General features: G+C 73.4%; 18 protein-coding genes. 14 read left to right on the top strand and 4 right to left on the bottom strand.

The annotated features are described in order from the left end of the window. Positions 1 to 4: 4 nt before the first annotated feature. Entirely contained in the window at positions 5 to 1,627 is a 1,623-nt protein-coding gene (locus tag BC793_RS51035) for an aminotransferase-like domain-containing protein (RefSeq protein ID WP_239169746.1), read from the bottom strand. Between BC793_RS51035 and BC793_RS03490 the strand changes: the two genes are divergently transcribed. From BC793_RS03490 to BC793_RS03475, 4 genes are all read left to right on the top strand, one after another. After that, positions 1,626 to 2,561 (top strand): DMT family transporter, encoded by a 936-nt coding sequence (locus BC793_RS03490; protein ID WP_109589035.1) that lies wholly within the window; start codon positions 1,626 to 1,628, stop codon positions 2,559 to 2,561. The two genes, BC793_RS51035 and BC793_RS03490, sit on opposite strands and share 2 nt — an antisense overlap. Before the next feature lie 29 nt (positions 2,562 to 2,590). Then, complete coding sequence (locus BC793_RS03485; RefSeq protein ID WP_203896056.1) at positions 2,591 to 4,192, top strand: N-6 DNA methylase; 1,602 nt, start codon at positions 2,591 to 2,593, stop codon at positions 4,190 to 4,192. Position 4,193: 1 nt separating this feature from the next. Next, entirely contained in the window at positions 4,194 to 5,816 is a 1,623-nt protein-coding gene (locus tag BC793_RS03480) for a TM0106 family RecB-like putative nuclease (RefSeq protein ID WP_109589033.1), read from the top strand. 155 nt (positions 5,817 to 5,971) lie between these two features. Beyond that, entirely contained in the window at positions 5,972 to 7,150 is a 1,179-nt protein-coding gene (locus tag BC793_RS03475) for an MFS transporter (RefSeq protein WP_109589032.1), read from the top strand. Between the two features lie 1,344 nt (positions 7,151 to 8,494). On the opposite strand, the gene BC793_RS03470 is transcribed toward BC793_RS03475, so the two are convergent. Continuing rightward, positions 8,495 to 9,505 carry a formylglycine-generating enzyme family protein gene (locus BC793_RS03470; RefSeq protein ID WP_249037373.1) on the bottom strand — a complete coding sequence of 337 codons (1,011 nt, stop codon included), beginning with the start codon at positions 9,503 to 9,505 and terminating at the stop codon, positions 8,495 to 8,497. A gap of 118 nt (positions 9,506 to 9,623) precedes the next feature. On the opposite strand from BC793_RS03470, the gene BC793_RS03465 reads away from it, so the two are divergent. Both BC793_RS03465 and BC793_RS03460 read left to right on the top strand, forming a co-directional pair. Further along, positions 9,624 to 10,649 (top strand): aldo/keto reductase, encoded by a 1,026-nt coding sequence (locus tag BC793_RS03465; RefSeq protein ID WP_170167188.1) that lies wholly within the window; start codon positions 9,624 to 9,626, stop codon positions 10,647 to 10,649. 53 nt (positions 10,650 to 10,702) lie between these two features. Next, the gene (locus tag BC793_RS03460; RefSeq protein WP_109589030.1) at positions 10,703 to 12,304 is read left to right on the top strand and encodes a methyl-accepting chemotaxis protein; all 1,602 of its coding nucleotides are present in this window, start codon (positions 10,703 to 10,705) and stop codon (positions 12,302 to 12,304) included. Here the strand turns inward: BC793_RS03460 and BC793_RS03455 are convergent. Then, positions 12,294 to 14,570, bottom strand: a complete 2,277-nt coding sequence (locus BC793_RS03455) for a putative bifunctional diguanylate cyclase/phosphodiesterase (RefSeq protein ID WP_239169749.1) — start codon at positions 14,568 to 14,570, stop codon at positions 12,294 to 12,296. The two genes, BC793_RS03460 and BC793_RS03455, sit on opposite strands and share 11 nt — an antisense overlap. A gap of 106 nt (positions 14,571 to 14,676) precedes the next feature. Here BC793_RS03455 and BC793_RS03450 point away from each other — a divergent pair, with 106 nt between their 5' ends. From BC793_RS03450 to BC793_RS03430, 5 genes are read left to right on the top strand one after another with little or no spacing between them, the layout of a single operon-like run. Beyond that, positions 14,677 to 16,311: an ABC transporter substrate-binding protein gene (locus BC793_RS03450; protein WP_109589028.1), complete on the top strand. Its 1,635-nt coding sequence runs from the start codon at positions 14,677 to 14,679 to the stop codon at positions 16,309 to 16,311. Beyond that, on the top strand, positions 16,308 to 17,252 hold the full coding sequence (locus BC793_RS03445) for an ABC transporter permease (protein WP_109589027.1): 945 nt from the start codon (positions 16,308 to 16,310) through the stop codon (positions 17,250 to 17,252). The genes BC793_RS03450 and BC793_RS03445 overlap by 4 nt, the downstream gene beginning before the upstream one ends. Beyond that, a complete protein-coding gene (locus BC793_RS03440) occupies positions 17,249 to 18,076 on the top strand; it encodes an ABC transporter permease (protein ID WP_109589026.1) in 828 nt (275 codons plus the stop codon). Before BC793_RS03445 ends, BC793_RS03440 begins: the two co-directional genes overlap by 4 nt. Next, on the top strand, positions 18,073 to 19,005 hold the full coding sequence (locus BC793_RS03435; RefSeq protein ID WP_109589025.1) for an ABC transporter ATP-binding protein: 933 nt from the start codon (positions 18,073 to 18,075) through the stop codon (positions 19,003 to 19,005). Before BC793_RS03440 ends, BC793_RS03435 begins: the two co-directional genes overlap by 4 nt. Further along, positions 19,005 to 19,718 (top strand): ABC transporter ATP-binding protein, encoded by a 714-nt coding sequence (locus BC793_RS03430; RefSeq protein WP_109589024.1) that lies wholly within the window; start codon positions 19,005 to 19,007, stop codon positions 19,716 to 19,718. The genes BC793_RS03435 and BC793_RS03430 overlap by 1 nt, the downstream gene beginning before the upstream one ends. Here BC793_RS03430 and BC793_RS03425 read toward each other — a convergent pair. After that, on the bottom strand, positions 19,705 to 20,292 hold the full coding sequence (locus tag BC793_RS03425) for a TetR/AcrR family transcriptional regulator (protein WP_146246179.1): 588 nt from the start codon (positions 20,290 to 20,292) through the stop codon (positions 19,705 to 19,707). The two genes, BC793_RS03430 and BC793_RS03425, sit on opposite strands and share 14 nt — an antisense overlap. A 79-nt stretch (positions 20,293 to 20,371) precedes the next feature. On the opposite strand from BC793_RS03425, the gene BC793_RS03420 reads away from it, so the two are divergent. The 3 genes from BC793_RS03420 (at position 20,372) to BC793_RS03410 (ending at position 24,031) form a co-directional block, all read left to right on the top strand. Next, complete coding sequence (locus tag BC793_RS03420) at positions 20,372 to 20,836, top strand: DUF3237 domain-containing protein (RefSeq protein WP_109589125.1); 465 nt, start codon at positions 20,372 to 20,374, stop codon at positions 20,834 to 20,836. Position 20,837: 1 nt separating this feature from the next. Next, on the top strand, positions 20,838 to 22,520 hold the full coding sequence (locus BC793_RS03415; protein ID WP_109589022.1) for a CocE/NonD family hydrolase: 1,683 nt from the start codon (positions 20,838 to 20,840) through the stop codon (positions 22,518 to 22,520). Positions 22,521 to 22,624: 104 nt separating this feature from the next. Further along, the gene (locus tag BC793_RS03410; RefSeq protein WP_109589021.1) at positions 22,625 to 24,031 is read left to right on the top strand and encodes an amidase; all 1,407 of its coding nucleotides are present in this window, start codon (positions 22,625 to 22,627) and stop codon (positions 24,029 to 24,031) included. The last annotated feature ends 6 nt before the right edge of the window (positions 24,032 to 24,037 follow it).

Genomic DNA, 24,037 nt, shown 5'->3' with positions numbered 1-24,037 from the left:
CGTTTCAGGCGGTGGGCGCCGAGTGGTGGGGGAGAACGGTCGCCAGGCGGCGGACGGCCTCGTCCATGGCCGACGGCGGAGCGGCGGCGTAGGTCAGGCGCAGGTACGGGGCCGGGGGTTCGGCGGGGTGCCACGGGCGGCCGGGGAAGACGACCACGCCCGCGTTGATGGCGGCGGTGGCCACGGCGACGTCATCGGTGCCGGCCGGCAGGGGAGTCCACAGGTGCAGACCGCCGGTGGGGATCGCCTGGGGGATCAGTTCCGGCAGGTGGCGGCGCAGGGCGGTGAGGAGGGCGTCGCGGCGGGTGCGCAGTTCGGTGCGCAGGCGGCGACGGTGACGGGACCACGCGGGGCTGGTGACGAACTCGATGGTCGCCTGCTGGAGGGGTCCGGCCACGAAGAAGTCGTCCAGGAGGCGGGCGGCGCGGAGGCGGGCTCCGGCCGGGCCGCGGGCACCCAGGGCGGCCACCCGCAGCCCGGGGGCCGCCGATTTGGTGAGTGACCGCAGGTAGATGACGTGGCCGTCGGGATCGGAGGCGGCCAGCGGCGGCGGCGGGTCGCCGTCGATCGTCAGGTCGCGGGCGTAGTCGTCCTCGATGAGGAACGCACCGGCATCACGGACGGCGGCCAGCACCGCGGGACGCCGGGCGCGCGACAGGGTCGCACCGGTCGGGTTCGCGTACAACGGCTGGCAGTAGAACAGCCGCGCACCGGTCCTCGAGAACGCCGCCGCGAGCTGATCGGGCAGCACACCGTCACGATCGGTCGGAACCGGGACGACACGCAGCCCGGCGGCGTGCGCGGCGGCCAAGGCGCCGAGATAGGTGGGCGACTCCACGAGCAGCGTGTCTCCCGGCTCGGTGAGGGCCCGCAGAGCCGACGACAGCGCGGCCTGCCCACCGGAACAGATGACCATGTCCTCGGCCCGTAGCCCACTGTCGAAGGGGGGCTGCGGCCCGCCGTCGGGGAAGTGCTGCGGCCCGCCGTTGGTGGCGGAGGGTGTTCCGGGGTCGGGGAAGTGCTGCGACCCGCGGTCGGTGGGGGACTGCGGTTCGGTGTCGGATAAGGGCTGCGGCCCGGCACCGGCGCGGGAGAGGTGCCCGCCGGAGCCCGGCGAGGAGAGGCGCCCGCCGGAGCCCGGTGCGGTGGTCTCGCGGGCGAACCAGGCCCGCAGGTCCTCGCGCCCCTCGACCGGCCCCCGCTGCCACGCGGCCGGCTGCCGGGCCGCCCGGGCCAGTGCCGCACCGAGCGCCGCCGTCGGCTGCAGGTCGGCGTCGAGGTAACCACCGCTCAGCGGAATCGCGCCCGACGGGGGTAACGCCAGTAACGCCTGCATCTCCTCCTCGCCGACCCGGCGCGGCCCGAGGGCGACCGTCTGCCACGACAGGTCCGGCGGTGACAACGGCGCCGCGGCGGGGCGCGCGGCGACGAAGGTCCCCCGGCCGGACCGGGTCTCCACCAGCCCTTCCGCCACCAGCTGCCGGATCGCCGCGGCGACGGTGACCGGGGAGGCCTGATGGCGGCCGGTCAGCTCCCGCACCGACGGCAGCCGGGTCCCGGCGGGGGCGGTGCCCGCGAGGCCACGCAACTCTTGGGCCACCCGATCGGTTGCGCTACTGTTGAACATGAGACACAAGAGTAGCGCTACTGCCTCCGGAGCGATAACACTCGGGGCCCTGGGAGTGCTCGCCTTCAGCATGTCGCTGCCCGCCACCCGCCTCGCCGTGCAACAGCTCGACCCGTGGTTCGTCGCGTTCGGGCGGGCGGTCGGTGCCGCCGTCCTCGCCGCGGCCTATCTGCGGATCAGCGGGGCGCCCCGGCCCACCCGCGGGCAATGGCGCCGGCTGGCGATCGTGGCGCTCGGTGTGGTGGCCGGGTTCCCACTGTTCACCTCGCTGGCCCTGACCAGCCAGACCTCGGCGCACGGTGCGGTCGTCATCGCCCTGCTGCCGGCGACGACCGCGGTGTTCGCCGTGATCCGGGCGGGGGAGCGGCCGGCGCCGCTGTTCTGGGTCGCGAGCGGAAGCGGGCTGGTCGCGGTGCTGACGTTCCTGGTCCTCAGCGGGACCGTGCGGGGCGGCGTGACGGTCACCGACCTCTACCTGCTCACGGCGGTCGGTCTGTGCGGGCTGGGCTACGCCGAGGGTGGCGTGCTGGCCCGGGAACTCGGCGGTGCCCGTACCATCTGCTGGGCTCTTCTCGTGGCCCTGCCGGTGACCGTGCCGCTGGCGCTGGCGGCCGCCGTCGCGGATCCGCCGCAGGCCGGCCCGGCCGGCTGGGTGGCGTTCGGTTATCTCACCGTGGTCTCCATGTTCCTGGGCTTCTTCGCCTGGTATGCCGGTCTCGCGCGCGGCGGCATCGCCCGGGTCGGCCAGATCCAGCTCGTCCAGCCGGTCCTCACCCTGCTGTGGTCGGCGCTGCTGCTCGGGGAGCAGGTGGGCCTCGCGTCGATCGCGGCGGCGCTCGCCGTGAGCGTGTTCGTGGTCCTGACCCAGCGGTCACGCACGCCGCAGATCATCCACCGTCCGTCTGTTGACACTGTCATGGCTGAGAGTCGTTGACCCGATGGTCAACGTGTAGGGTCAGGGCCGTGACGGGCCCCTCTTCGAGCACGGACGGCAGGTTGATCTCCGCCGCCGAGGTGGCGCGCCTGGCCGGCGTCACCCGCGCGGCGGTCTCCAACTGGCGGCGCCGCCACCCCGACTTCCCGGAGCCGGTCGGTGGCGGGCGCAACGCCCTGTTCGCCCTGTCCGCGATCACCGGCTGGCTGGACCGGCAGCGCAAGAACACCGACGTCTCCGACGAGGTGCTGGTCTGGCAGGAGCTGCGGGCCCTCTACGGCGAGGACATGACGAGCGCCGTCGCCGAGGTGGCCGCGTTCCTGACCGGGCAGGAGCCGGGCCGGCTCGACGAGGCGTCCCGGCTGCGGCTGCGCGCGATGGCCGGGGAGACCTCGGCCGCCGAGGTGGTCACCGCGTTCACCGACCGGCTGATCTCCTCGGGTACGGCGATGACCTCCACCCACCTGGCCGCGGCCGTCGCCCGGTTCGCCGGTCCGGTCGAGGGCACCGTGTTCGACCCGGCGGCCGGCGCGGGCACCCTGCTGCTGGCGTGCACCGCGACCCGCCGGGCCGGTCAGGACGGCAATCCGGCCGCGGCCGCTCTGGCCCGCGCCCGGGCCGGGCTCGCCGGTGCCGACCTGGAGATGCGGGTCGGCGACTCGTTCCAGCAGGACGCGTGGCCGGCACTGCGGGCGGAGCTGGTGGTCTGCGATCCGCCGGTCGGTCTCACCGACTGGGGGCGCGATGGTCTGCTGCTCGACCGGCGCTGGGAGTTCGGGGTGCCCACCAAGGCGGAGAGCGAGCTGGCGTGGCTGCAGCACTGCTACGCGCACACCGCACCGGGCGGGCGGGTCGTGTTCGTGATGCCACCGTCGGTCGCCTACCGCCGTGCCGGTAGACGCATCCGGTCGGAGCTGCTGCGGGCCGGCGTGCTGCGGACGGTGGTCGCGCTGCCGTCCGGCATGGTGGCGTCGCATGCTCAACCCGTACACCTGTGGGTCCTGCAGCGTCCCGCCGACGGTGGGCGGCCCGCGCCGGTGGTGCGGATGATCGATCTGTCCGGCGCCGACCCGGCCGGCCCGCTGGAGGCGGGACCGCGGCAGGTCGTGGACGTGCCGGTGATCGATCTGCTGGACGAGTCGGTCGACCTGACCCCGGCCGCGCACCTGTCGGCCGTCCGGTCCGGTCTGGCCGAGGAGTACGCCGCGGTCCGCGCCCGCATCCGGGAGCTGACCGGCCTGATCGCCGCGCTGCTGCCCGAGCTGCCGGCCGGGACCGGCGCGATCGAGGGCGGGCCGGTCCGTGTCGCCGACCTGGCCCGCGCCGGTCTCGTCGACATCGGTGAGAAGACCGCGACCTCGGTCAGCGACCAGCTGGACACCGACTTCCTGCGCGGATTCCTGCGCGGCCCGGCGACGACGGCACGCAACACCAGCAGCAGCGGCACCTACCGCAGCGACGTCCGCGCCGCCCGCATCCCGCAGATGGATCTCGACGAGCAGCGGCGGTACGGTGCGGCGTTCCGGGCCCTCGACGAGGCCGAGACGCTGCTGCGCGAGTTGGGCACGCTCGGCCCGGACGCCGTCGCCCGCGCCCGTGACGGGCTCACCACCGGCACCCTGCGGCCCTGACTTGCGGCCGATCCTGCTCAGCGGTTATGCCGCCAAGTCCTGCGCGCGGGCCGTCCACAACGCCTGGGACCCGACCGTGCCCCGCCCCGACGTGCCGGTCACGCCGGAACTACAGGCACTGTTCGACACCGGTGTCGACTTCGAGACCGCGGTCCTGGACGCGTGGGCGGCGCTGCGCCTGCCCGGCTACGTCGACCTGCGCGACCTCGACGGCGACAAACGTGTCCACATCGGCGCGACCCTCGGCGCCATGCGGGCCGGCGCAGCGATCATCGTCGGCGGCCGCCTGCCCGACGACCACGACGGCGCCCGTGCCGGCAAGCCCGACCTCCTGCTGCACGACGGCGACCGTGGATACCACCCGGCCGACATCAAGGCCCACCACGTCCTCGACCGCCGGTACGACAACGCACCCGCCGCCACGCTCGCGGCCCCGGCCTGGCGCGACGCCGTGCCGCTGTCCGACGGCGGCGCCCGGCACCGCGAGGAGGACCTGCTCCAGCTCGCCCACTACTGGCGCATGCTCCAGGCCTGCGGTCACCAGGCCGCCGAACCCCGCGGGGCGATCTGCGGCACCGACCGGCCCGGCGATCCGCTCCTCGTCTGGTACGACCTGGACAGCCCCGCCTTCCGCACCTTCTCCCGCACCGGCGGAGTGGCCACGCGCAGCGCCCTGGAACGGTACGACCACGAGCACGGGTTCCGCCGGCGGGTCGCCGAGGTGGCCCGGCAGCGGCGCGGCGAACCCGGCGACCCGGCGCCCCTGGTCGAACCGATCGGGCAGGACGAGTGCGCGAGCTGCCGCTGGGCACCGGTCTGCGTGGACACGCTGCCCGCCGGGGACCTCAGCGCCGAACTGCGGGGTGCTCTGGGCGTACGCGAATATCTTGCCCTCCGCGCCGCCGGAGTCCGCACCGTCGCCGACCTCGCCGCCGGGGATCCGGCCGCCCTGCTCGCCGGACCGTACGGCGGCGAGGTCGGCCACCTGCGCACCCGCGCGCACCGCCTGCGCAAGGCGGTGACCTCCGCCCGCCTCGCCCGCGACGGCCTGGTCGTGCGCCGCCGCGCCGGCCACGACGTGCCGCACGCCGACGTCGAGGTCGACATCGACGTCGAATGGGGCACCGACGACGTCGTCTACCTGTGGGGGCTGCTGGTGACCGAGGACGGCGTGTCCACGTACACCCCGTTCTTCGACCCCGCGGTGACCGACGAGGAACGTCTCGCGCGTGCCTGCCTGGACCACCTGGCCGCCGTCGCGGCCGGCGCCGCCGCCCGCGGGCGCAGCCTGCTCGTCTTCCACTACGCCTCGCCGGAGCCGCGGCACGCCCGCCGGTTCCCGCCGCTGCCGGCCGGCCCCGCCCACCCGGACCGGTGGATCGACCTGCTGCCGCTGGTCCGCGCCGCCGTCGACTCCCGTGCCGGGCACGGCCTCAAGGTGATCGCCCGGCACGGCCCCGGCGTCTCCTGGCGCGACCCCGATCCCGGCGGCCTCCAGTCCCAGCAGTGGCATGCCGCCGCCCGCGACGGCGACCCGGACGCCGCCCGCCGGCTGCTCGACTACAACGAGGACGACGTACGGGCGACCCGCGCCATCCGCGAATGGCTTAGGGTGCGGGAGTGACCCCGGTTCAGGCCATCGCCGCCGCCTACGCGCAGTGGACCACGCCTGACCTGCCGCTCTACGGCAACGACCACGACCGGGCCGACTTCGCTCCCTGACCGCCGGCGCACTCTCCGCCGCCCTCTGTCAGGTCCTGAGAACCGGAGCGATCCGTCATGCCCTCCCTCGCCACCGTGCTGCGCGCGAAACACGTGCGCGGCCTGCTCGTCTTCAGCCAGACCGGCCGTCTGCCGATGGCCGCCGCCCCACTCGCCCTGCTCCTGTACGCCCGCGAGGTCCACGGCCTCACCCTCGCCGGGCTGGTCGTCGCCGCGTACACCGCCGGCATGGCGATCAGTGCGCCACTGCTCGCCCGGATCGTCGACCGGTGGCGGCAACCGCCGGTGCTGTGGGCGTCGGCGCTGCTGTCCGGCGCCGGGTTCGCGGTCGTCGCCGCCAGCGGGCACCGCATTCCGGTGATGGTCGCCGGCGCGGTGGTCGCCGGATTCGGTACGCCACCGCTGGAGGCCTGCCTGCGCGCCCTCTGGCCGGCCCTCGTCCCGGGTGAACATGTGGTCGCCGCGTACTCGCTGGACCTCGCCGTCCAGGAGGTCATCTACGTGACCGGGCCGCTCGTCACCCTCGCCGCCGTCGGGCTCGCGGGCCCGGCCGCCGGGTTGCTCGTCATGGCCGTGCTCCAGCTCGCCGGCGTCGTCGGGTTCGCGCTCACCCCGGTCGTGCGGACCTGGCGCGGCGAAGCCGGCGAGCGGCACTGGGCCGGACCGTTGCGGGTGCCCCGGTTCGTCGTCATCGTCGCCGGGGTGATCTGCGCGGGTGCCGCCGTCGGCAGCCTGCCGGTCGTGGTCACCGGGTATGCCGAGGCCGCCGGCAGCAGGTCGCTCAGCGGTTGGCTGCTCGCCGCCCAGGCCGCCGGGGCCCTCACCGGTGGTCTGCTCTACACCCGCCTCGCACCGGGTGGACCCGGCCGTCTGCCGCTCGCCGCGGCCGCGTTCGCCGTCGGCTACCTGCCGTTGCTGCTGGTGCCGGGCCCGGTGCCGATGGCGCTGCTGCTCGCGGTCAGCGGGCTGTCGCTGCCGCCGCTGCTCACCGCCGTGTTCCTGGCCGCCGACCGGCTGACGCCGCCCGGCACCGCCGTCGAGGCCTTCGCGTGGATCATCACCGCGTTCACGGTGGGCAGCGCGGCGGGTGCGGCCGTCACCGGGCCGCTCGTCGCGGAGAGCATCCGGTACGCCTTCACGTTCGCCCCGGTCGCCGGCGCCGTCGCGGTGGTCGCGATGACCGCCGCGTCCCTGCCGCTGCCCCTGGCCCGGGCCGCCTCCTCTCACCGCGGCTAGGCAGCTTCCGGTGTCGAGGCCTGAACCCGTCCTTCCGCGATCGTGTCGAAGCCGTCACACCGTCATCGCGGAACTCGACAAGATCGTGGTGCGGGCCGCAGACCTCGACACCGGAAGCTCTCCGGACGCAGCCAGGCGCCCCGCCGCGTCGATACGGGTTGCCAGGGCCGCGCAAGCCCCGCAGTCGCTGCTGGCCAGGCCCCCGCCGCGTCGCACCAGCCCGCCAACGCCACCCACCCTCCTTAGTTGCTGCTGGCCAGGCGGCCGCCGCGTCGCGCCAGCCCGCCCGCGCCACCCACCCTCCGTAGTCGTTGCTGGCCAGGCGGCCGCCGCGTCGCGCCAGCCCGCCCGCGCCACCCACCCTCCGTAGTCGTTGCTGGCCAGGCGCCCGCCGCGTCGATACCGGCTTTCGGGGCCGCGCAAGCCCCACGGTCGCCTGCTGGCCAAGCCCCCGCCGCGTCGCACCAGCCCGCCAACGCCACCCACCACCCGCAGCCACTGCTGGCCAGGCGGCCGCCGCGTCGGTGCTGGTGGTCGAAGCCCTTCACGCTGATCAGCGCACACAATCGGCGAACGTGTGCGCTGGTCAGCGCTATCGCGACGGTAGAAGCGCACGATCCTCGGATCGTGGGCGCTGGTCCATGTCATGACGGGGACGAGCGCACACAAACCGCCATCGTGTGCGCTGGTCACCTTTGCCCGTCGCGCTTCCGGCAACCGGCCGCCGAACTGAACACCGACCAACCGACCACCGCGGACGGCGTCGACCACCGCACACACCGCACCCCGCCGCTGGCAAGCACCAACCGCCGACAGCAAGCGGCATTGACGCCGCGACCACATGCATCGCCGCCCTGCCGACCACCCCGGCCGCCCTGAAGACCACACCCGCCGCCCTGAAGACACCCCGGCCACACTGGAAAGACAGGACGGATGGCCAGAGGACACAGTCCGCGCCACGGTGGATCTTCCCGGCTGGTCCCCACCGCTGTCTCAAGCGCGCTGAGACAGCAGTGCCAGCCAGCCGGATCTTCCCGGCTGGTTCTCACCGCTGTCTCAAGCGCGCTGAGACAGCGGTGGCAGCCAGCCGGATCTTCCTGGCTGGTCCCCACCGCTGTTTCGAGGGCCGTGAGACAGCGGTGGGGACCAGCCGTGCAAGATCGGCGGCCACTCGCGTGCACCTGAAGCGGGCATTTGCGGCCAGAGGCAGCCAAGAGTGACTAAGCCGGCAAAGACTCCGAGAGCTTTCGGAGTCGAGGTCTGCGGCCCACATCTCGATCTTGTGGAGTGCCCCGTCATCGCGGAACTCCACAAGATCTGTGCGGGCCGGACGGGCATGGTGCTTCAGGCCGTCACGGCCGTGGCATTGCGGGCGACCCGGAAACCGATGTCGTCCAGGCGCAGGGTGGGGTGGCTGCGGCGGCGCACCGAGGCCCGGCAACTCCAGTGCTCGTCGAACCAGCCGCCGCCGCGCAGCACCCGGTAGGCGCCGTAGACCTCTGCGTCGTAGACGTCCCAGCACCACTCCCACACGTTGCCGAGCATGTCGTGCAGCCCCCACGGGTTGGCCTGCCGGGTGCCGACGTCGTGCGATCGTTCGCCGGAGTTGCCGCGGTGCCAGGCGACGTCGTCCAGCGGGCCGTAGCGGGGCCCGTCGGTGCCGGCCCGGCAGGCGTGTTCCCACTCGGCCTCGGTCGGCAGACGGTAGCCGTCGGCGCCGCGATCCCACACCACCCCGGGCTCACCGTCGCCGGCCCGGACGTCCCCGCCGGGCAGCAGCCCGTCCACCGGCGACAGGGGACCGTTGCGCTCGATCGGCCCACCTGGCGGCCCACCTGGCGGCCCACCTGGCGGCCCACCTGGCGGCCCACCTGGCGGCCCACCTGGCGGCCCACCTGGCGGCCCACCTGGCGGCCCGCCTGGCGGCCCGCCTGGCGGCCCACCTGGCGGCCCACCTGGCGGCCCACCCGGCGGCCCACCTGGCGGCCCACCCGGCGGCCCACCTGGCGGCCCACCTGGCGGCCCACCTGGCGGCCCGCCTGGCGGCCCGCCTGGCGGCCCACCTCGCGGGTCACCCGGTGCCGGGGGCTCGTCGGGCACCGGCGCGGTCAGGCGGTAGGCCGGGGTCAGGCCGTCGCGGACGGACAGGGCGTTGCAGAAACGCAGGGCGTCCCACCAGGACACCGTCTCGACCGGCAGCCGGTCGCCGCGGGCGGCACCCGGCCGCTCCCCGGTCACCTCGGCGTAGAGAGCGCGGGTGACCGGCACGGCGGCCAGCGCGAACGGCGCGACCGGGGCGGTCCACCGGCGTCGGCTGCGGCGGTCCGACAGGGCGATCTCCCCGCCGGCCACCATGATCATCGGTACGGAACTCCGGTTCACCATCACCACTGATTCGATCACGGGCCGTCGTGGCGATCGCCGGGGCGGCGGGTTGACCTGGAGCGCGCTCCAGGTCATAGCGTCGATGACCATGAGTACAACGCGTATCGGAACGATCGAACTGGGACGGACCGGCGAGCAGGTCAGCAGCCTCGCACTCGGGGCGATGCAGATGGGCAGCGCCACCGCGGAGCCGGAGGCGGTACGCATCCTGGACCGCTATCACGAGCTGGGCGGGTCGTTCGTCGACACCGCGGACTGCTACGAGTGGTGGTCGCGGCCGGGCAGCCGGGGCGGGGAGAGCGAGGAACTGCTGGGCCGCTGGATGCGGGACCGCGGCAACCGGGACGAGATCTTCCTGGCCACGAAGGGAACCGCACTTCCGGAGTATTCGCCGGATCTGTGGGCGGCGGACGGTACGGCCGACTGGGACCTGGCGCGGCGGACGTTCGCCGGCGCGGGCGCGGACACTCTGCGGCATGCGCTGGACGGCAGCCTGCGGCGGCTCGGGACCGACCACGTCGACCTCTACTACGTGCACGTCGACGACCGCGCGACACCGTTGGAGGAGACCCTGGAGGCACTGGCCGGGCTGGTGTCGGCCGGCAAGGTCCGCCATCTGGGCTGGTCGAACGTGCGGACCTGGCGGCTGGAGCGGATCCGGCAGCTGTGTGACCGGCACGGCTGGCCGGCGCCGGTCGCGGTGCAGCAGCAGCATTCGTATCTGCGGCGGCGGGCGGGCCTGAGCAACGCGTCGATCGTCGACGACGAGCAGCTGGACTACCTGACCGAGCACCGTGATCTGACGCTGGTCGCCTATTCGCCGATCGTGAAGGGCATCTACGACGACCCGGCGCGGCGGGCCGAGCACTGGATGATGGAGTCGTACGCCGGACCGGACGCCGACGCGCGTCTGGAGGCGGTCACGGGTCTCGCCGCCGAGCTCGGTGTGACCCCGAACCAGCTGGTCCTCTCGTGGTTGCTGCACCGGTCGGAGCCGCCGGTGCTGCCGCTGATCGGTCCGCGTACCCCGGAGCAGTTCGAGAACCTGCTGCCGGCGCTCGACATCAAGCTCGACGCCGGTCAGCTGGCGCGTCTGGACCAGGCGGGTGCGTGAATTCCCGGACTAGGAGGGCGAAACGGTATTAGCTAGACATCGGGGGTGACCGCATGGCGCGCAAGGGTGGCTGGGCCGACCTACCGGTCCTGTTCAAGGTACTGGCCGTGGTGATGGTGGCCGCGTTCGCCGCGACGGTGGCGGGCGTGGTCGGCGTCGTCAAGCTGGGCGAGGTCGACGAGACCGGTGGCGGCATCTTCGAGCGCAACCTGATCCCGACGGCGCAGCTGGCCGAGGTCGACGGCCTGGCCAACGAGGTCCGTGCGACCATCCTGCGGCACGTGGTCGCGATCAGCCCGACCGAGATGGCCGCCCGCGAGGAGGAGATCACCCGGTTCCGTGCCGAGCTGGACACGGCGTGGAAGGAGTACACCGCGACGCCGGAGGCCGACGGCGAGGCGGCGCTGCGGGGGCAGTTCGAGGACGCGATCGAGGAGATGTACGCCGTCGCCGACGAGCAGGTGCTGCCGCTGAGCCGTCAGGACCGCAGGGCACAGGCGACGAAGGTCGAGGAGGAGTCCTTCGACCCGGCCTTCGACAGGGTCAGTGACGCGCTCGGCGCCCTGGAGGAGATCCAGCAGCGGGAGGGTACGGCCGCCGCGGCCGCCGCCGAGGACGCGTACCTGTCGGCGCGTACCGAGTTGATCGTCATCCTGGTCGTCGGCATGGTGCTGGCGGTGGCGGTGGGCGTCTACGTGGCCCGCTCGATGAGCGGTGGGCTGGCCCGGGTGGTGGCCGTGCTGCGCCGGGTGGAGCAGGGCGACCTGACGGCGACCGTGGACGTGCGGTCGGGGGACGAGGTCGGCCAGCTCGGGTCGGCCCTGAACGCGACGACGGCCCGGCTGCGGTCGGTGATCGGCGGCGACATGTCGCGGACCGCGGTGAGCCTGTCGGCGGCGGCCGAGGAACTCGCCGCGGTGGCCGCGCAGTTGCAGGCCGGGGCGGGCGACGCCTCGATCAAGGCGACGAGTGCGTCCCGGGCCTCGGAGGAGGTCAACGCCGGCGTGCAGTCGATCGCCGCGGGGGCGGACGAGATGAGCGCCTCGATCACCGAGATCGCCTCGAACGCCGGGCAGGCCGCGCAGGTGGCCACGAAGGCGATGACGGTGGCCGAGCGGACCAACGCGCAGGTCGCCGAGCTGGGTGAGGCGAGCGCCGAGATCGGCGCGGTGGTCAAGCTGATCACCAGCATCGCCGAGCAGACGAACCTGCTGGCCCTGAACGCGACGATCGAGGCGGCCCGGGCCGGTGAGCTGGGCAAGGGCTTCGCGGTGGTGGCCGGCGAGGTCAAGGAGCTGGCGCAGCAGACCGCGAAGGCGACCGAGGAGATCACCGCCCGGATCGCGGCGATCCAGTCGTCGAGCAGCGCGGCGGCCACGGCGATCGGGGAGATCACCGAGGTGATCGGGCTGATCGGGGACTACACCACGACGATCGCGTCGGCGGTGGAGGAGCAGACCGCGACGACGGCCGAGATGAGCCGGTCGGTGGCGGAGGCGGCCGGCAACAGCGGCGAGGTGGCGGTCACCGTCAGCGGGGTCGCCGACGTGGCGGCCGCCACCGCCGACGGGGCCCGCACGACGCAGCAGGCCGCGGACGAGCTGACCCGGCTGGCGTCGGAGCTGACCGCGATCGTCGGGGGGTTCAGGCACTGATCGCGGTCGGCGCGGTCAGGATCTCCAGGATCCCGGTGGCGTCGACCGGATGGGCCAGCAGGAAGCCCTGGGCGTATTCACAGCCCAGCTCGGCGAGGACGGCCAGGTCGTCACGGTCGTCGACGCCCTCGGCCAGCGAGGCCATGCCGAGCGCGTGTGCCATCCCGATCATGGCGTCGGCGAGTGCCCGGCGGGCCGGATCGCCGGCGATGCCGTTCACCACGGTCTCGTCGATCTTGACGATGTCCCAGCCGTGGTCGGCGACGCGGGCCATCGACGAGTACCCGGTGCCGAAGTCGTCGACGGCGATCTGCACCCCCGCACGGCGCAGCGGGCCGAGCGCGGCCTCCACCGTCTCCGGCATGGCCAGGCCCATCTCGGTGAGTTCGAGGGTGAGCGCGGACGCCGGGGCACCGGCCCGGTCGAGGGCGGCCAGCACCACCTCGGCGGTGCCGGCTTCGATCTGGCGCGGGGACAGGTTGACCGCGACCGGCACCCAGCGGCCGGTCCGGTTGTACCAGGTCCGCTGCTCGTGCAGGGACTCGTCGAGAACGACCGCGAACAGCTGGCCGACCGTGCCGGTGGCCTCGGCGACCCCGACGAACGCGGCCGGCAGCAGGACGCCCTCGGTGGGGTGCTGCCAGCGGGCCAGTGCCTCGACCGAGCTGAGGCTGCCGTCGTCGACCCGGAACACCGGCTGGTAGACGCAGAACAGCTCGCCCGGCTGGGCCAGCGCCCGGCGGAAGTCGGCGTCGCGCCGCAGCCGCCGGGACGCCTCGGTGCGGCTCTGCACGTCGAAGCGGACCATCCGGCCACGCCCGGCCGCCTTGGCCTGGTACATCGCGGTGTCGGCGTCCTGGAGCAGGGTCTCCGGGTCGGCGTTGAGCTGGTCGGTGGTGCGCAACCCGATGGAGAGGGAGGCGAAGAACTCGCTGCCGTCGGTGAGGCGCAGCGGCCGGCCCAGCTCGGCGGCGACCCGGTCGGCGACGGCGACGGCGTCGTCCTCGCTGACGGCCGGCATCAGGATGACGAACTCGTCGCCTCCGAGCCGGCACGCCACGTCGCCGGGGCGGACCGCGCCGTGCAGCCTTCGTGCGATGGCGACCAGCAGCTGGTCGCCGGCGTCGTGGCCGAGGCTGTCGTTGACGTTCTTGAAGTGGTCGAGGTCGCAGAAGAGCAGGCCGACCCGGGTGGACCCCTCGGACGGCAGCGAGGCCAGGGCGAGGGCGAGCCGGTCCATCAGCAGGGCGCGGTTGGCCAGGCCGGTGAGCGCGTCGTGGCCGACCCGGCGGGCCAGGTCGTGGATCGGCGCGAGCAGGCGCAGCGCCACCAGGGCGACCGACACCCAGGCGCCGATCACCAGGGCAAGGTCGGCGGCCGGCTCCCAGAACAGGCGTACGGTGGGCAGCAGGAGGGCGGCGCCGAAGAGGGTGAGCGCCCGGGTCACGGTGAGGGTGCTGACGCCGGCGCGGTGGGGTTTGGCGTAGACCATCGACGGGTGCAGGCCGGCCGTGGCGATCAGGATCGGCATGGCCATCCAGCCCAGGTCGATCAGCCTGCCCTCGACGTACGTGCCGGTCAGCACCTGGTGGGTGTAGAGGGCGTCGGACACGAACCAGGCGATCAGGCCGCCGAGCAGCCAGCGGACTCCGGGGGCGCGCAGTTCGACACCGAGCGCCAGGGCGAGCGCGCAGTAGAGCACGACCAGGGTGCTGGCCGGTGCGGCGACCGCGACGAACCGGGCGAGGCCGGTGCCGCCTTCGGTGACCAGCGGGTTCACCACGAGCAGCCAGGCGATGCTGGCGAACGGGGCGAGCAGCACCGCGGAGTCGAGGAACGCGGTGCGCCCGGAGCGGGCGGCCAGCAGTGCCGCACCGGCCGCGATGGCCAGGTGGGCCGCCAGGTAGAGGGCGTCGGCCACGGAGGGGAACGGCGGGCTGACGCCGTGCGCGGTGTACGAGGCGAAGATGATGTCGCCGATTCCGGAGAGCGCGAGTCCGAGCACGATGATCTGCCAGCCGCGCCGGCGTTGCGGTGCGTTGCGGGTGAGACCGATCCAGGTGGCGATCGGCGCGGTGCAGTTGATCAGCACATACACCCAGCGGGTGGCGGCGTTGAACGGGGTCAGCACGTAGGCCGCTGCCGCCGTCGAGGCGAGCACCAGGTAGATCCACCACAGGTGGCGGAGGAACCCGCTCATACGCATGCCGGACGTATCGGCCGGGGCGGCGCCGGGACGAGGAGAACCGGAGTTCTTCGTCAGCACGATACCCCTTCGACGAGCGCAATTAATAGTTGATTTCCAGGATTGACAATCTACGGCCCGGCGCGGAACCTGAGGCGGACACCACACCGCCCGCCCAGGGGGAACAGTGAAGCTCAGATATGGAACGGCGACGGCACTGCTGCTCGGCCTCGCCCTGACCGCCTGCTCGGGCAGCCCGGGAGCCGGCCCGGCCGCCGCCACGACGATCACGCTGGTCGAGACGACCCCGGCCGCGACCGGTGACGTGGCGACGGTGACCTGGGCGCTGCCCTCCGGCGAACCGGCCTCCCTCGACCCGGCCCGCACCGGCGACTACTCGGCCAACACCGTCGGCACCAACCTCTGCGAGAGCCTGCTGCGCCTGGAGACCGACTTCTCCACGAGCCCCGGCCTGGCCAGTGGGATCGTGCAGAAGGACCCGGTCACCGTGGTGATCACCCTGCGCGACGGCGTCACGTTCTGGGACGGCAGCGCGCTCACCGCCGACGACGTGGTCTACAGCCTCAGCCGCCACCGCGACCCGGAACTCGCCTCCTACGCCGCACACGTCTTCGCCAACGTCGCCGCGATCGAGGCCACCGGCGCCCTCGAGGTCACCGTCCGCTTCCGCAAGCCCGACATGCAGTTCGTCCCGGACATGGCCGGGGTGCCCGGTGCGATCGTGCAGAAGGCCTTCACCTCCAAAGCCGGACCGGCGTTCGGTACGGCCACCGGTGGCCTGATGTGCACCGGCCCGTTCAAGCTCGCCGGCTGGCGCAACGGCGCACGGATCACCCTGGAGCGCAACGACAGCTACTGGGACGCCGCCCGCCGGGCCAAGGCCGCGAGGTTCGACTTCGTCTTCCTGACCGACCACAGCACCCTGACCAGTGCGCTGCTCGCCGGCGAGGTGGACGGCGTCTACGGCGCCCCGGTCGGCAGCATCGCCGCCCTCCGGCGCTCCGGCACCGGCACGCTGTACTTCGGCCCGAGCACCGAGACGTTCAGCCTCGGCGCGGTCGCCGCCGACGGCCCGGCCGCCGACCCGCGGATCCGGCAGGCCCTGGACCTGGCGATCGACAAGACCTCCTACGTGGCCGGCGTGCTCAAGGGCGCCGGTGAGCCGCTGCGCACCTTCACCCCACCGCTGTCCTGGCAGGGCAGCCCGGCCAAGGCGGTCTACGACGCCGGGTACGCCGCCCTCCCCGACACCTCGAAGGCCGACCTGGAGGCCGCGAAGAAGCTGGTCACCGCGGCCGCCCCGAGCCGTACCGACCTGGTGATCGCGACGCCGGCCGGTGACCAGTCGCTGCTCCAGACCGCCACCATCGCCCAGGACGCCGCCCGGCAGATCGGCCTGACCATGACCGTCCGGCAGCTCCAGCCGGCCGAGTTCGCCGGGCTGTTCTACGACCCCGCGCTGCGCCAGGGCATCGACTTCATCGCCACCACCGGCTATCTGGAGGTACCGGGCGCGCTCTACTACGCCCCCGGGTTCGTGCTCGAGGGCGCCCCGTTCAACTGGACGAACTACGGGGACGCCGGTGTCACCGCGAACCTCGTCGGTGCGGTGTCGGAGACCGATCCGGCGAAGTCGGCGGAGCGGTTCGTCGCCGCGCAGGCCGTCTTCGGCCCGGCGAAACTACAGATCACGCTCGCCGGGTCGTACAACCGGCTCTTCCTGAACAAGCGGATCACCGGGGCGCCGGCGTCCTTCTCCTACATCAGTTCGTCGTGGGCGGCACTGGTCGGGGCGGCATGACCGGGTTCGTCCTCCGCCGGCTCGCCGGGGTGGTGACGACCGTCGCGGTGGCCAGCGTGGTGATCTTCGGGGCGCTGTATCTGGCGCCCGGGGACCCGGCGAGCCTGCTGGCCGGGGGCAACCAGCCCGACCCGGCGGCCCTCGCCGCGATCCGCGAGCGCCACCACCTCGATGATCCCTTCCCCGTCCAGTACTGGCACTGGCTGTCCGGCCTGCTCAGCGGTGACCCGGGTGTCTCGCTGGTACTGAGGGAACCGGTCACGGCCCTGATCGGGGCGCGCATCGGCACCACGCTGCTGCTCGTCGCGTACGCCGCCGTCCTGATCCTGACCCTGGGGGTGGCCACCGGGGTGCTCGCCGCCGTCGGCGGGCGACGGGTGGACCGGGCGCTCACCGTGCTCACCACGGTGCTGATGGCGGCGCCGGCGTTCGTCGCCGCGATACTGCTGATCTGGCTCTTCGCGACCACGCTGTCGTGGTTTCCGGTCTTCGGGTCGGGGACCGGGTTCGCCGACCGGATCCACCACCTCACGCTGCCGGCGCTGGCGCTCAGCGGAGGTTACGTCGCCTATGTCAGCCGGATCACCCGCAGCGAGGTCCGCGCCGAACTCGCCGCCGACCACGTCGCCGCCGCCCGGGGGCGCGGGCTGCCACGCTGGACGGTGCTGCGCCGCCACGTGCTGCGCAACGCCGCCCCGCCGATCGTCGCGGTCTCCGGAGTCACGGTGGCCGGGCTGTTCGCCGCGACCGCGGTGGCCGAGCAGGCGTTCGGGGTGGCCGGGCTGGGTTCGCTGCTGGTGCAGAGCGCGGCCCGCCAGGACCTGATCGTCGTGCAGGCGCTGTCGCTGCTGCTGGTCACCGTGTTCGTGGTGGTGAACATGCTGGTCGACGTCCTGAACGCGACCCTCGACCCGCGGCTGGCGAAAGAGGGTGCGCCATGACGGCCCTCGCGATACCGGTGGTCCGCCGGGCGGTGCCGTTCGCCGCGGTGATCTGCCTCCTCGTCGTGCTCACGGCGATCCTGGCACCCTGGATCGCGCCCTACGACCCGAACGCCATCGACCCGCTCAACGCCTACGCGCCGTTCTCCGCCGCGCACCCGCTCGGCACCGACGACCTCGGCCGCGATCTGCTCTCCCGGCTGATCCACGGTTCCCGGACCAGCCTGGCCGGCCCTCTGATCGTGGTCGTCGCGGCCGGCACCATCGGCGCGACGCTCGCGATCACCGCGGCCTGGTTCGGCGGCTGGTTCGACGCCCTGATGTCCCGGGCCCTGGACGTGCTGTTCGCCTTTCCCGGCCTGGTCCTGGCGATCACCGTGGCCGCCCTGTTCGGCAGCGGTTTCATCACCCCGGTGGTGGCGCTGTCGGTCGCGTTCGTGCCGGTCATCGCCCGGGTGATGCGGGCCGCGGCGCTGCGGGAGCGCAACCTGCCCTACATCGAGGCGCTGCGCGTGCAGGGCTTCGGGGCCTGGCGCATCTGTCTGCGGCACCTGGTGCCCAACCTGGCACCGCTGCTGATGGTCCAGGCCGCGATCGGCTTCGGCTACGCCATGATCGATCTGGCGTCGATCTCGTTCCTCGGCCTGGGCCTGCAGCCTCCGGCCGCGGACTGGGGGCTGATGATCGCCAACGGTCAGCCGTCGATCCTCGCGGGATTCCCGCAGCAGTCCGTCACGGCCGCGGTCGCGGTGGTGATCACCGTGGTCGCCTTCACCGCCGTCGCGGAACGGCTGGCCACGCGCTTCGGAGGCGATGTGCGATGACGTTGCTCCAGTTCGATCGGCTCACCGTCGCCGTGTCCGGCCGGCCGGTCCTGCGGCGGGTGACCCTCGACGTCGCCGCCGGTGAGGCGGTGGGCCTGGTCGGCGAGTCCGGCTCGGGCAAGTCGATGACCGTCCGGTCGGTGATGCGCCTGTTGCCCGCCGGGGCCACGGTCGGCGGGACGGTCCGCTTCGACGGCGCCGACGTCGGCGCCCTGGACGCGGCCGGGCTGCGGCGGATGCGGTCCCGCGACGTCGCCATGGTCTTCCAGGATCCCCGCGCGGTGGTCAACCCGGTGCGCACGGTCGGCGACTTCCTCACCGAGGTGCTGCGCGACCAGGGCACCGGCCGATCGGAGGCGACGAGGCGGGCCGCCGCCGCACTGTCCGAGGTCGGCGTCGGCGATGCGATGCGACGGCTTCAGCAGCGGCCGTACGAGCTGAGCGGCGGCCTGCTCCAGCGGGTGGTGATCGCGGCCGCCCTGCTGACCGGGCCGCGCCTGATCCTGGCCGACGAGCCGACCACCGCCCTGGACACGACCACCCAGGAGGAGGTGGTGGCGATCCTCGCCGAGCAACGCCGGCTGCGCGGGACCACGCTCATGTTCATCACCCACGACCTGGAACTGGCCGCGGCCGTCTGCGACCGGATCGCCGTCATGTACGCCGGTGAGATCGTCGAGATCCTCCCGGCGGCCCGGCTGCACTCCGATGCCCGGCATCCGTACACGCGGGCGCTGCTCGGCTCCCGTCCCGGTGCGGTGGCACCCGGCGAACGGCTGCGGACCGTGCCCGGCGTGCCGCAGTCGGCGCTGACCGCCCCGCCCGGCTGCGTCTTCGCCGACCGGTGCCCGCATGCCGAGGCCCGCTGCCGCGACGTGCGGCCCGTCTTCACCGGCTCGGCGGCCTGTCACCTGCTGGAGGTGCTGTGATGCTCGACGTGCGTGACCTGCGCAAGGAGTACCGGGGCGCGATCGCCGTCGACGGGGTCAGCTTCGCCGTGCCGGCCGGTGGCTCCCTGGCCGTGGTCGGTGAGTCCGGCTCCGGCAAGACCACCTGCGCGCGGATCGTCACCGGGCTGGAGAAGGCCACCTCCGGGACGGTCACCCTGCACGGCTCGGTCCAGATGGTGTTCCAGGACCCGTACCAGAGTCTCGATCGTCGCCAGACGGTCCGCGGCTGTCTCGCCGAGGTCCTCGCCCACCACGGCCGGGACCGGTCCCGGCTCGGCGAGCTGCTCGACCTGGTCGGCCTGGACCGCCGGCTCGGTGACGCGCTGCCCCGGCAGCTGTCCGGCGGGCAGCGGCAGCGGGTGGCGATCGCCCGTGCCCTGGCCGCCGAGCCGCAGCTGCTGGTGCTCGACGAGGCGGTCGCCGCCCTCGACGTGTCGATCCAGGCGCAGATCCTGAACCTGCTGGTGGACGCCCGGGCCGCCACGGGCGTGGCCTACCTGTTCATCACCCATGACCTGTCGGTGGTGCGGCACGTCTGCACGGACGTCGTGGTGATGTCGCGGGGGCGGGTCGTCGAGTCCGGGCCGGTGGAGCGGGTGCTGCACGAGCCGGAACACGGGTACACCCGCCGGCTGGTGGCCTCGGTGCCCCGGCCCGGCTGGGTACCGCGGCGGGCGGTCAATCGTGACTGAGCCGCTCCAGCAGCTGTTCGGCCGCGGTCCGGATCAGACCGCCGGACGCGACCGGCAGCTGCAACTCGGCCATCGTCGAGTTGCCCAGCGCGAGACACCACAGCCCGTACGCCACCGACCGTCGCGCCCCCGGCGAGGCCGCCGGGTACTCGGCGGCCAGTGCCTGCTCGACCGCCTGCACCGCCTGGAGGTAACGCTCCTGGAGGGTGGCCCGGATGCTGTCGTCGGTGATCCCGGCGGTGATCAGCTCGCGGATCACCGTGTCGTCGTCACCGATCGGCAGGAAACCACTGCTGAACAGGTAGTCCATGGCGATCGGCAGCTTCTCCCGGTCGGGCGCCGCGGCGATCTTGCCGGTGAACTCCGCCTCGTAGCCGGTGTAGAGCCAGTTCGCGAACGCGCGCAGCAGGTCGTCGCGGTTGCCGACGTAGTGCCGGACGTGGCTGCGGCTCAGCCCCGACTCCTCCGAGACCCGTTCCAGGGTCGTCCCGGCCAGGCCGTGTTTCTGCAGGCAGCGGGCGGTGGCCTGCATGATCTGCTCGGTTCTCTGCGCGGCCATGCTCGGACGTCCCACGTGGCCTCCCTCCTGACCTCAGTGTGCCCGCCGTACAGCCTAATTGATTGTCATTGTGAAAAAGAAAAGGGAGATGCCGATGTTCGAACTGCCTGATCCCCGGCTGGTCCTCGCCTTCGAGGCGCGCGTCGACGTCGCCGAGACCCTGCACGTCGGGCGTGGCCCGGACGAGGTGCTGATGTTCACCTCGATCACCGGCGGCACCGTCGCCGGCCCGCGCCTGACCGGGACCGTACTGGCCGGCGGCGGGGACTGGTCGACCACCCGCGGGCAGGTCACCGAACTCGACGCGCACTACCTGCTGCGGGCCGACGACGGGGCGGTCATCGACATCCGCAACCGGGGGTTCTGGCGGGCCACACCGGAGATCCACGCCCGGGTCGAGGCGGGGGAGGACCTGCCCGAGACCGAGTACTACTACCGGACCAGCCCGGTCTTCCGTACCGACGCGCCCGCGCACCGGTGGCTCGCCGAGTCCGTCTTCGTGGGCCTGGCCCGCGGCGAGCGCGGCCAGGTCTGCATCCGCTTCTTCGAGGTGCTGTGACATGACGATCGAAGTACAGCGCATCGGGCCGGGCCCGCTGTCCCCGGACGCCACCCAGTACATGGTGCGGATGCGCGACGGCGTGCACCTCGCCACCGACGTCTATCTGCCCCCGTCGCCCGGCCCCGGGCCGGCCGTCCTCACCCGCCTGCCGTACGACAAGTGCGGCGAGTACACGTTCATGCCGCAGATCGCCGCGTACTTCACCGCCCGCGGCTACCGGATGGTCGTGCAGGACGTACGCGGCAAGTTCCGCTCCGAGGGTGAGACCCTGCTCTTCGTCAACGAGGCCTACGACGGCTACGACACCCTGGACTGGGTGATCAACCAGCCGTGGTCGGACGGGACGGTCGGCATGTGGGGCGACTCCTACTACGGCTACACCCAGTGGGCGGCCGCGTCGACAGGGCATCCGGCCCTCAGGGCGATGGTGCCCCGGGTCACCGGCACCCGGCTCGGCGAACTGCCGGTCCCGGCCCCCGGGCAGCGCACCCACGACGTCGAGATGTCGGTGCACCGGTTCTATCCACTGTCGATGTTCCACGACCGGGACATCCTCGACTGGCGGATCGACTGGACCCGGCGGCCGCTCGCCGCGCAGGTCGAGGAGTTCTTCACCGCGGTCGGCAGCCGGTCCGCGTCGTACGACCTGTGGTTCCCGCACCCGGTCAGCCTGCGCCGGTTCCCGGCCGGGAGCCCGTTCGACGCGCCCGCCGTGCCGGTGCTGATGACCATCGGCTGGTGGGACAACTGCGCTGCCTGGCAGTGGTCCGACCACCGCGAGCTGCAGCGCCGGCCGGCCTGGGCCCGTAACGAGTACCTGCTGCTGGAAGCCATCGACCACGAGAACACCAGCCACTTCGAACCCGGGGTTCCGGCGTCGGTGCAGGCGATGGCGGGCCGCTATCTGGACCCGGCGATCGAGTTCTTCGACGTGTTCCTGCGCGGGCGTGACGCCGACATCCCCCGGGTGCGGTGGCAGTTGGCCAACACCGGGGACCCGGCACTGCGCCCCTCGCCGGCCTGGCCGCCCGTGTCGGCGTACGAGAGGGTGTGGCGACCGGCCGGCGCCGGGGCCGCGGTGGGCGGACCGCCGGGCGGAACCCTCGACCCGGTCCCCGGCGACCGGGCCGCGCCGTCCGGGGAGATCGCGCTGTCCGGGCCCGCGGGGGAGATCGCGACCTGGATCCACGACGCCGCCGACCCGGTGCCCTCGCCGGTGACCGACCCGTTCGCCTTCCTGCGCGAGTTCCCCGACGAACGGGACCTCGCCGGGCGCCCGGACGTCCTCGTCTTCACCGCCGCCGCGGTGCCGGCGCCGCTCGACCTGGCCGGGCCGGTCCGCCTGGACGCGGTGATCGGCTCGGACGGGCCGGAGATGGACCTGTTCGCCCGGCTGCTCGACGTCGCCCCCGACGGCACGGCCCGGCTCATCGCGCGCGGCCAGCAGACCGTTCTGGAACCCGGCGCCGCCTTCGCGGTGACGATCGATCTCGGTCACACCGGCTACCGGCTGCCCACCGGTCACGCACTGCGGCTCACCCTGGCCAGTTCCGACGCACCCGAATTCGTGCCCGCGCCCGGCACCGGCGAGCACCGCTGGACGGCCGTCAAGACGACCCCCAACCGGCAGCGCCTGGCCCTGGACCAGACCCGGTTGACCTGCACCGTCCTCCCCGGCTGAGGCCCGCCCGGACCCCGGCTGGGCGACGGCCGTCGTCGCGGCGGGCCGCTCGTATTCAACAACCGGCGTGAGCGACGGCTGGCGCCTCGAAAGGACCGAATCTGATGGATGTCACCGAACTCACCGCCACCGAGATCGCCGCCGGCGTGCGCGACGGCCGCTTCACGGCGACCACCGTCGTGGAGCGGCATCTGGCCCGCATCGAGGAGGTGAACCCGCGGGTCAACGCCGTCACCGTGGTCCTCGCCGAGAAGGCCCGGGAGGCGGCGGCGGCCCTCGACGCCCGGATCGCCGCCGGACGGGACCCGGGCCCGCTGGCCGGGGTGCCGATCACCGTGAAGGAGAACATCGACCTCACCTCGTCGGCGACCACCTCCGGCCTGCCGTTCGCCGCGAACCATGTGCCGCCCGCGAACGCCACGTTCGTCGACCGGCTGCTCGCGGCCGGCGCGATCCCGGTCGGGCGGGGCAACATGCCCGACTTCGGACTGCGCTGGGACACCGACAACGACCTGTTCGGACGGACGATCAACCCGTGGGATCCGGCCCGGGTGCCGGGCGGTTCCAGTGGCGGTGACGCGGTCGCGGTGGCCACCGGCATGGCCGCCGCGGGGCTCGGCAACGACTACGGCGGCTCGTTGCGGCTGCCCGCGCACGCCGCCGGGATCACCGCGCTGCGGCCCTCGGCCGGCCGGGTCGCCGCACCCGGGCGCGGTGTCGAGCCGCTGCCGCTGTCCCTGCAGCACATGGCGGTGAACGGCCCGCTCGCCCGGTCGGTCGCCGACCTCGATCTGATCTTCGGGCTGATGCACGGCGCCGACGACGTCGACCCGCTGTCGGTCACCGTCGCGCATCCGGCGGGGTACGACGGCCCGCGCCGCGTGGCCGTCACCGTCGACCCGGCCGGGTGGGGTGACGTCGACGCCGGGGTGATCGCCGCGATCCGGTCGGCGGCCGGGGCCCTCGCCGCCGCCGGCTGGGAGGTCGAGGAGGTGGAGCCGCCCGCCGTGGACCGCTGCGCCACCCTCTGGCGGCAGCTGTCGTCGACCGAGAACGCGCCGATGCTGCTCACCCCGGGCCTGCTGCCCGGGCCGCTGTCGGAGGGCACGCTCCGGTACTTCCGGGACAACGTCGCGGAGGTGGACCTGCTCGACACGTCGGCCGCCTATCAGGCAGCGTGGGCCGAACGGTTCGTGCACGCGGCGGCCTGGCGGGCGTTCCACGCGCGGTACCCGGTGGTGCTCGGGCCGGTGACCACGCGGCCGATGCCGGAGATCGGCTACGACCTGAGCGGCCCGGCGGCGGCCACCGCGCTGTGGCGGGCGCACCGGCTGCTGGTCACGGCCAATTTCCTGGGGCTGCCCGCGGTGGCCGTGCCGACCGGGACGTCCGGGCGGCGGCCGCTCGGCGTGCAGGTGATCGCCCGTCTGCACGGTGAGCACATCGCGCTGGCCGCGGCCCGCGACATCGAGGCCGCCTTCCCGGCGATCACCCCGATCCGCCCGGCCTGATCACCT

The organism is Actinoplanes xinjiangensis (assembly GCF_003148685.1).
Classification (GTDB): domain Bacteria; phylum Actinomycetota; class Actinomycetes; order Mycobacteriales; family Micromonosporaceae; genus Actinoplanes; species Actinoplanes xinjiangensis.
Note: the sequence above shows the minus strand (reverse complement) of the source record. Positions and strands in the feature narration are given on the sequence as shown.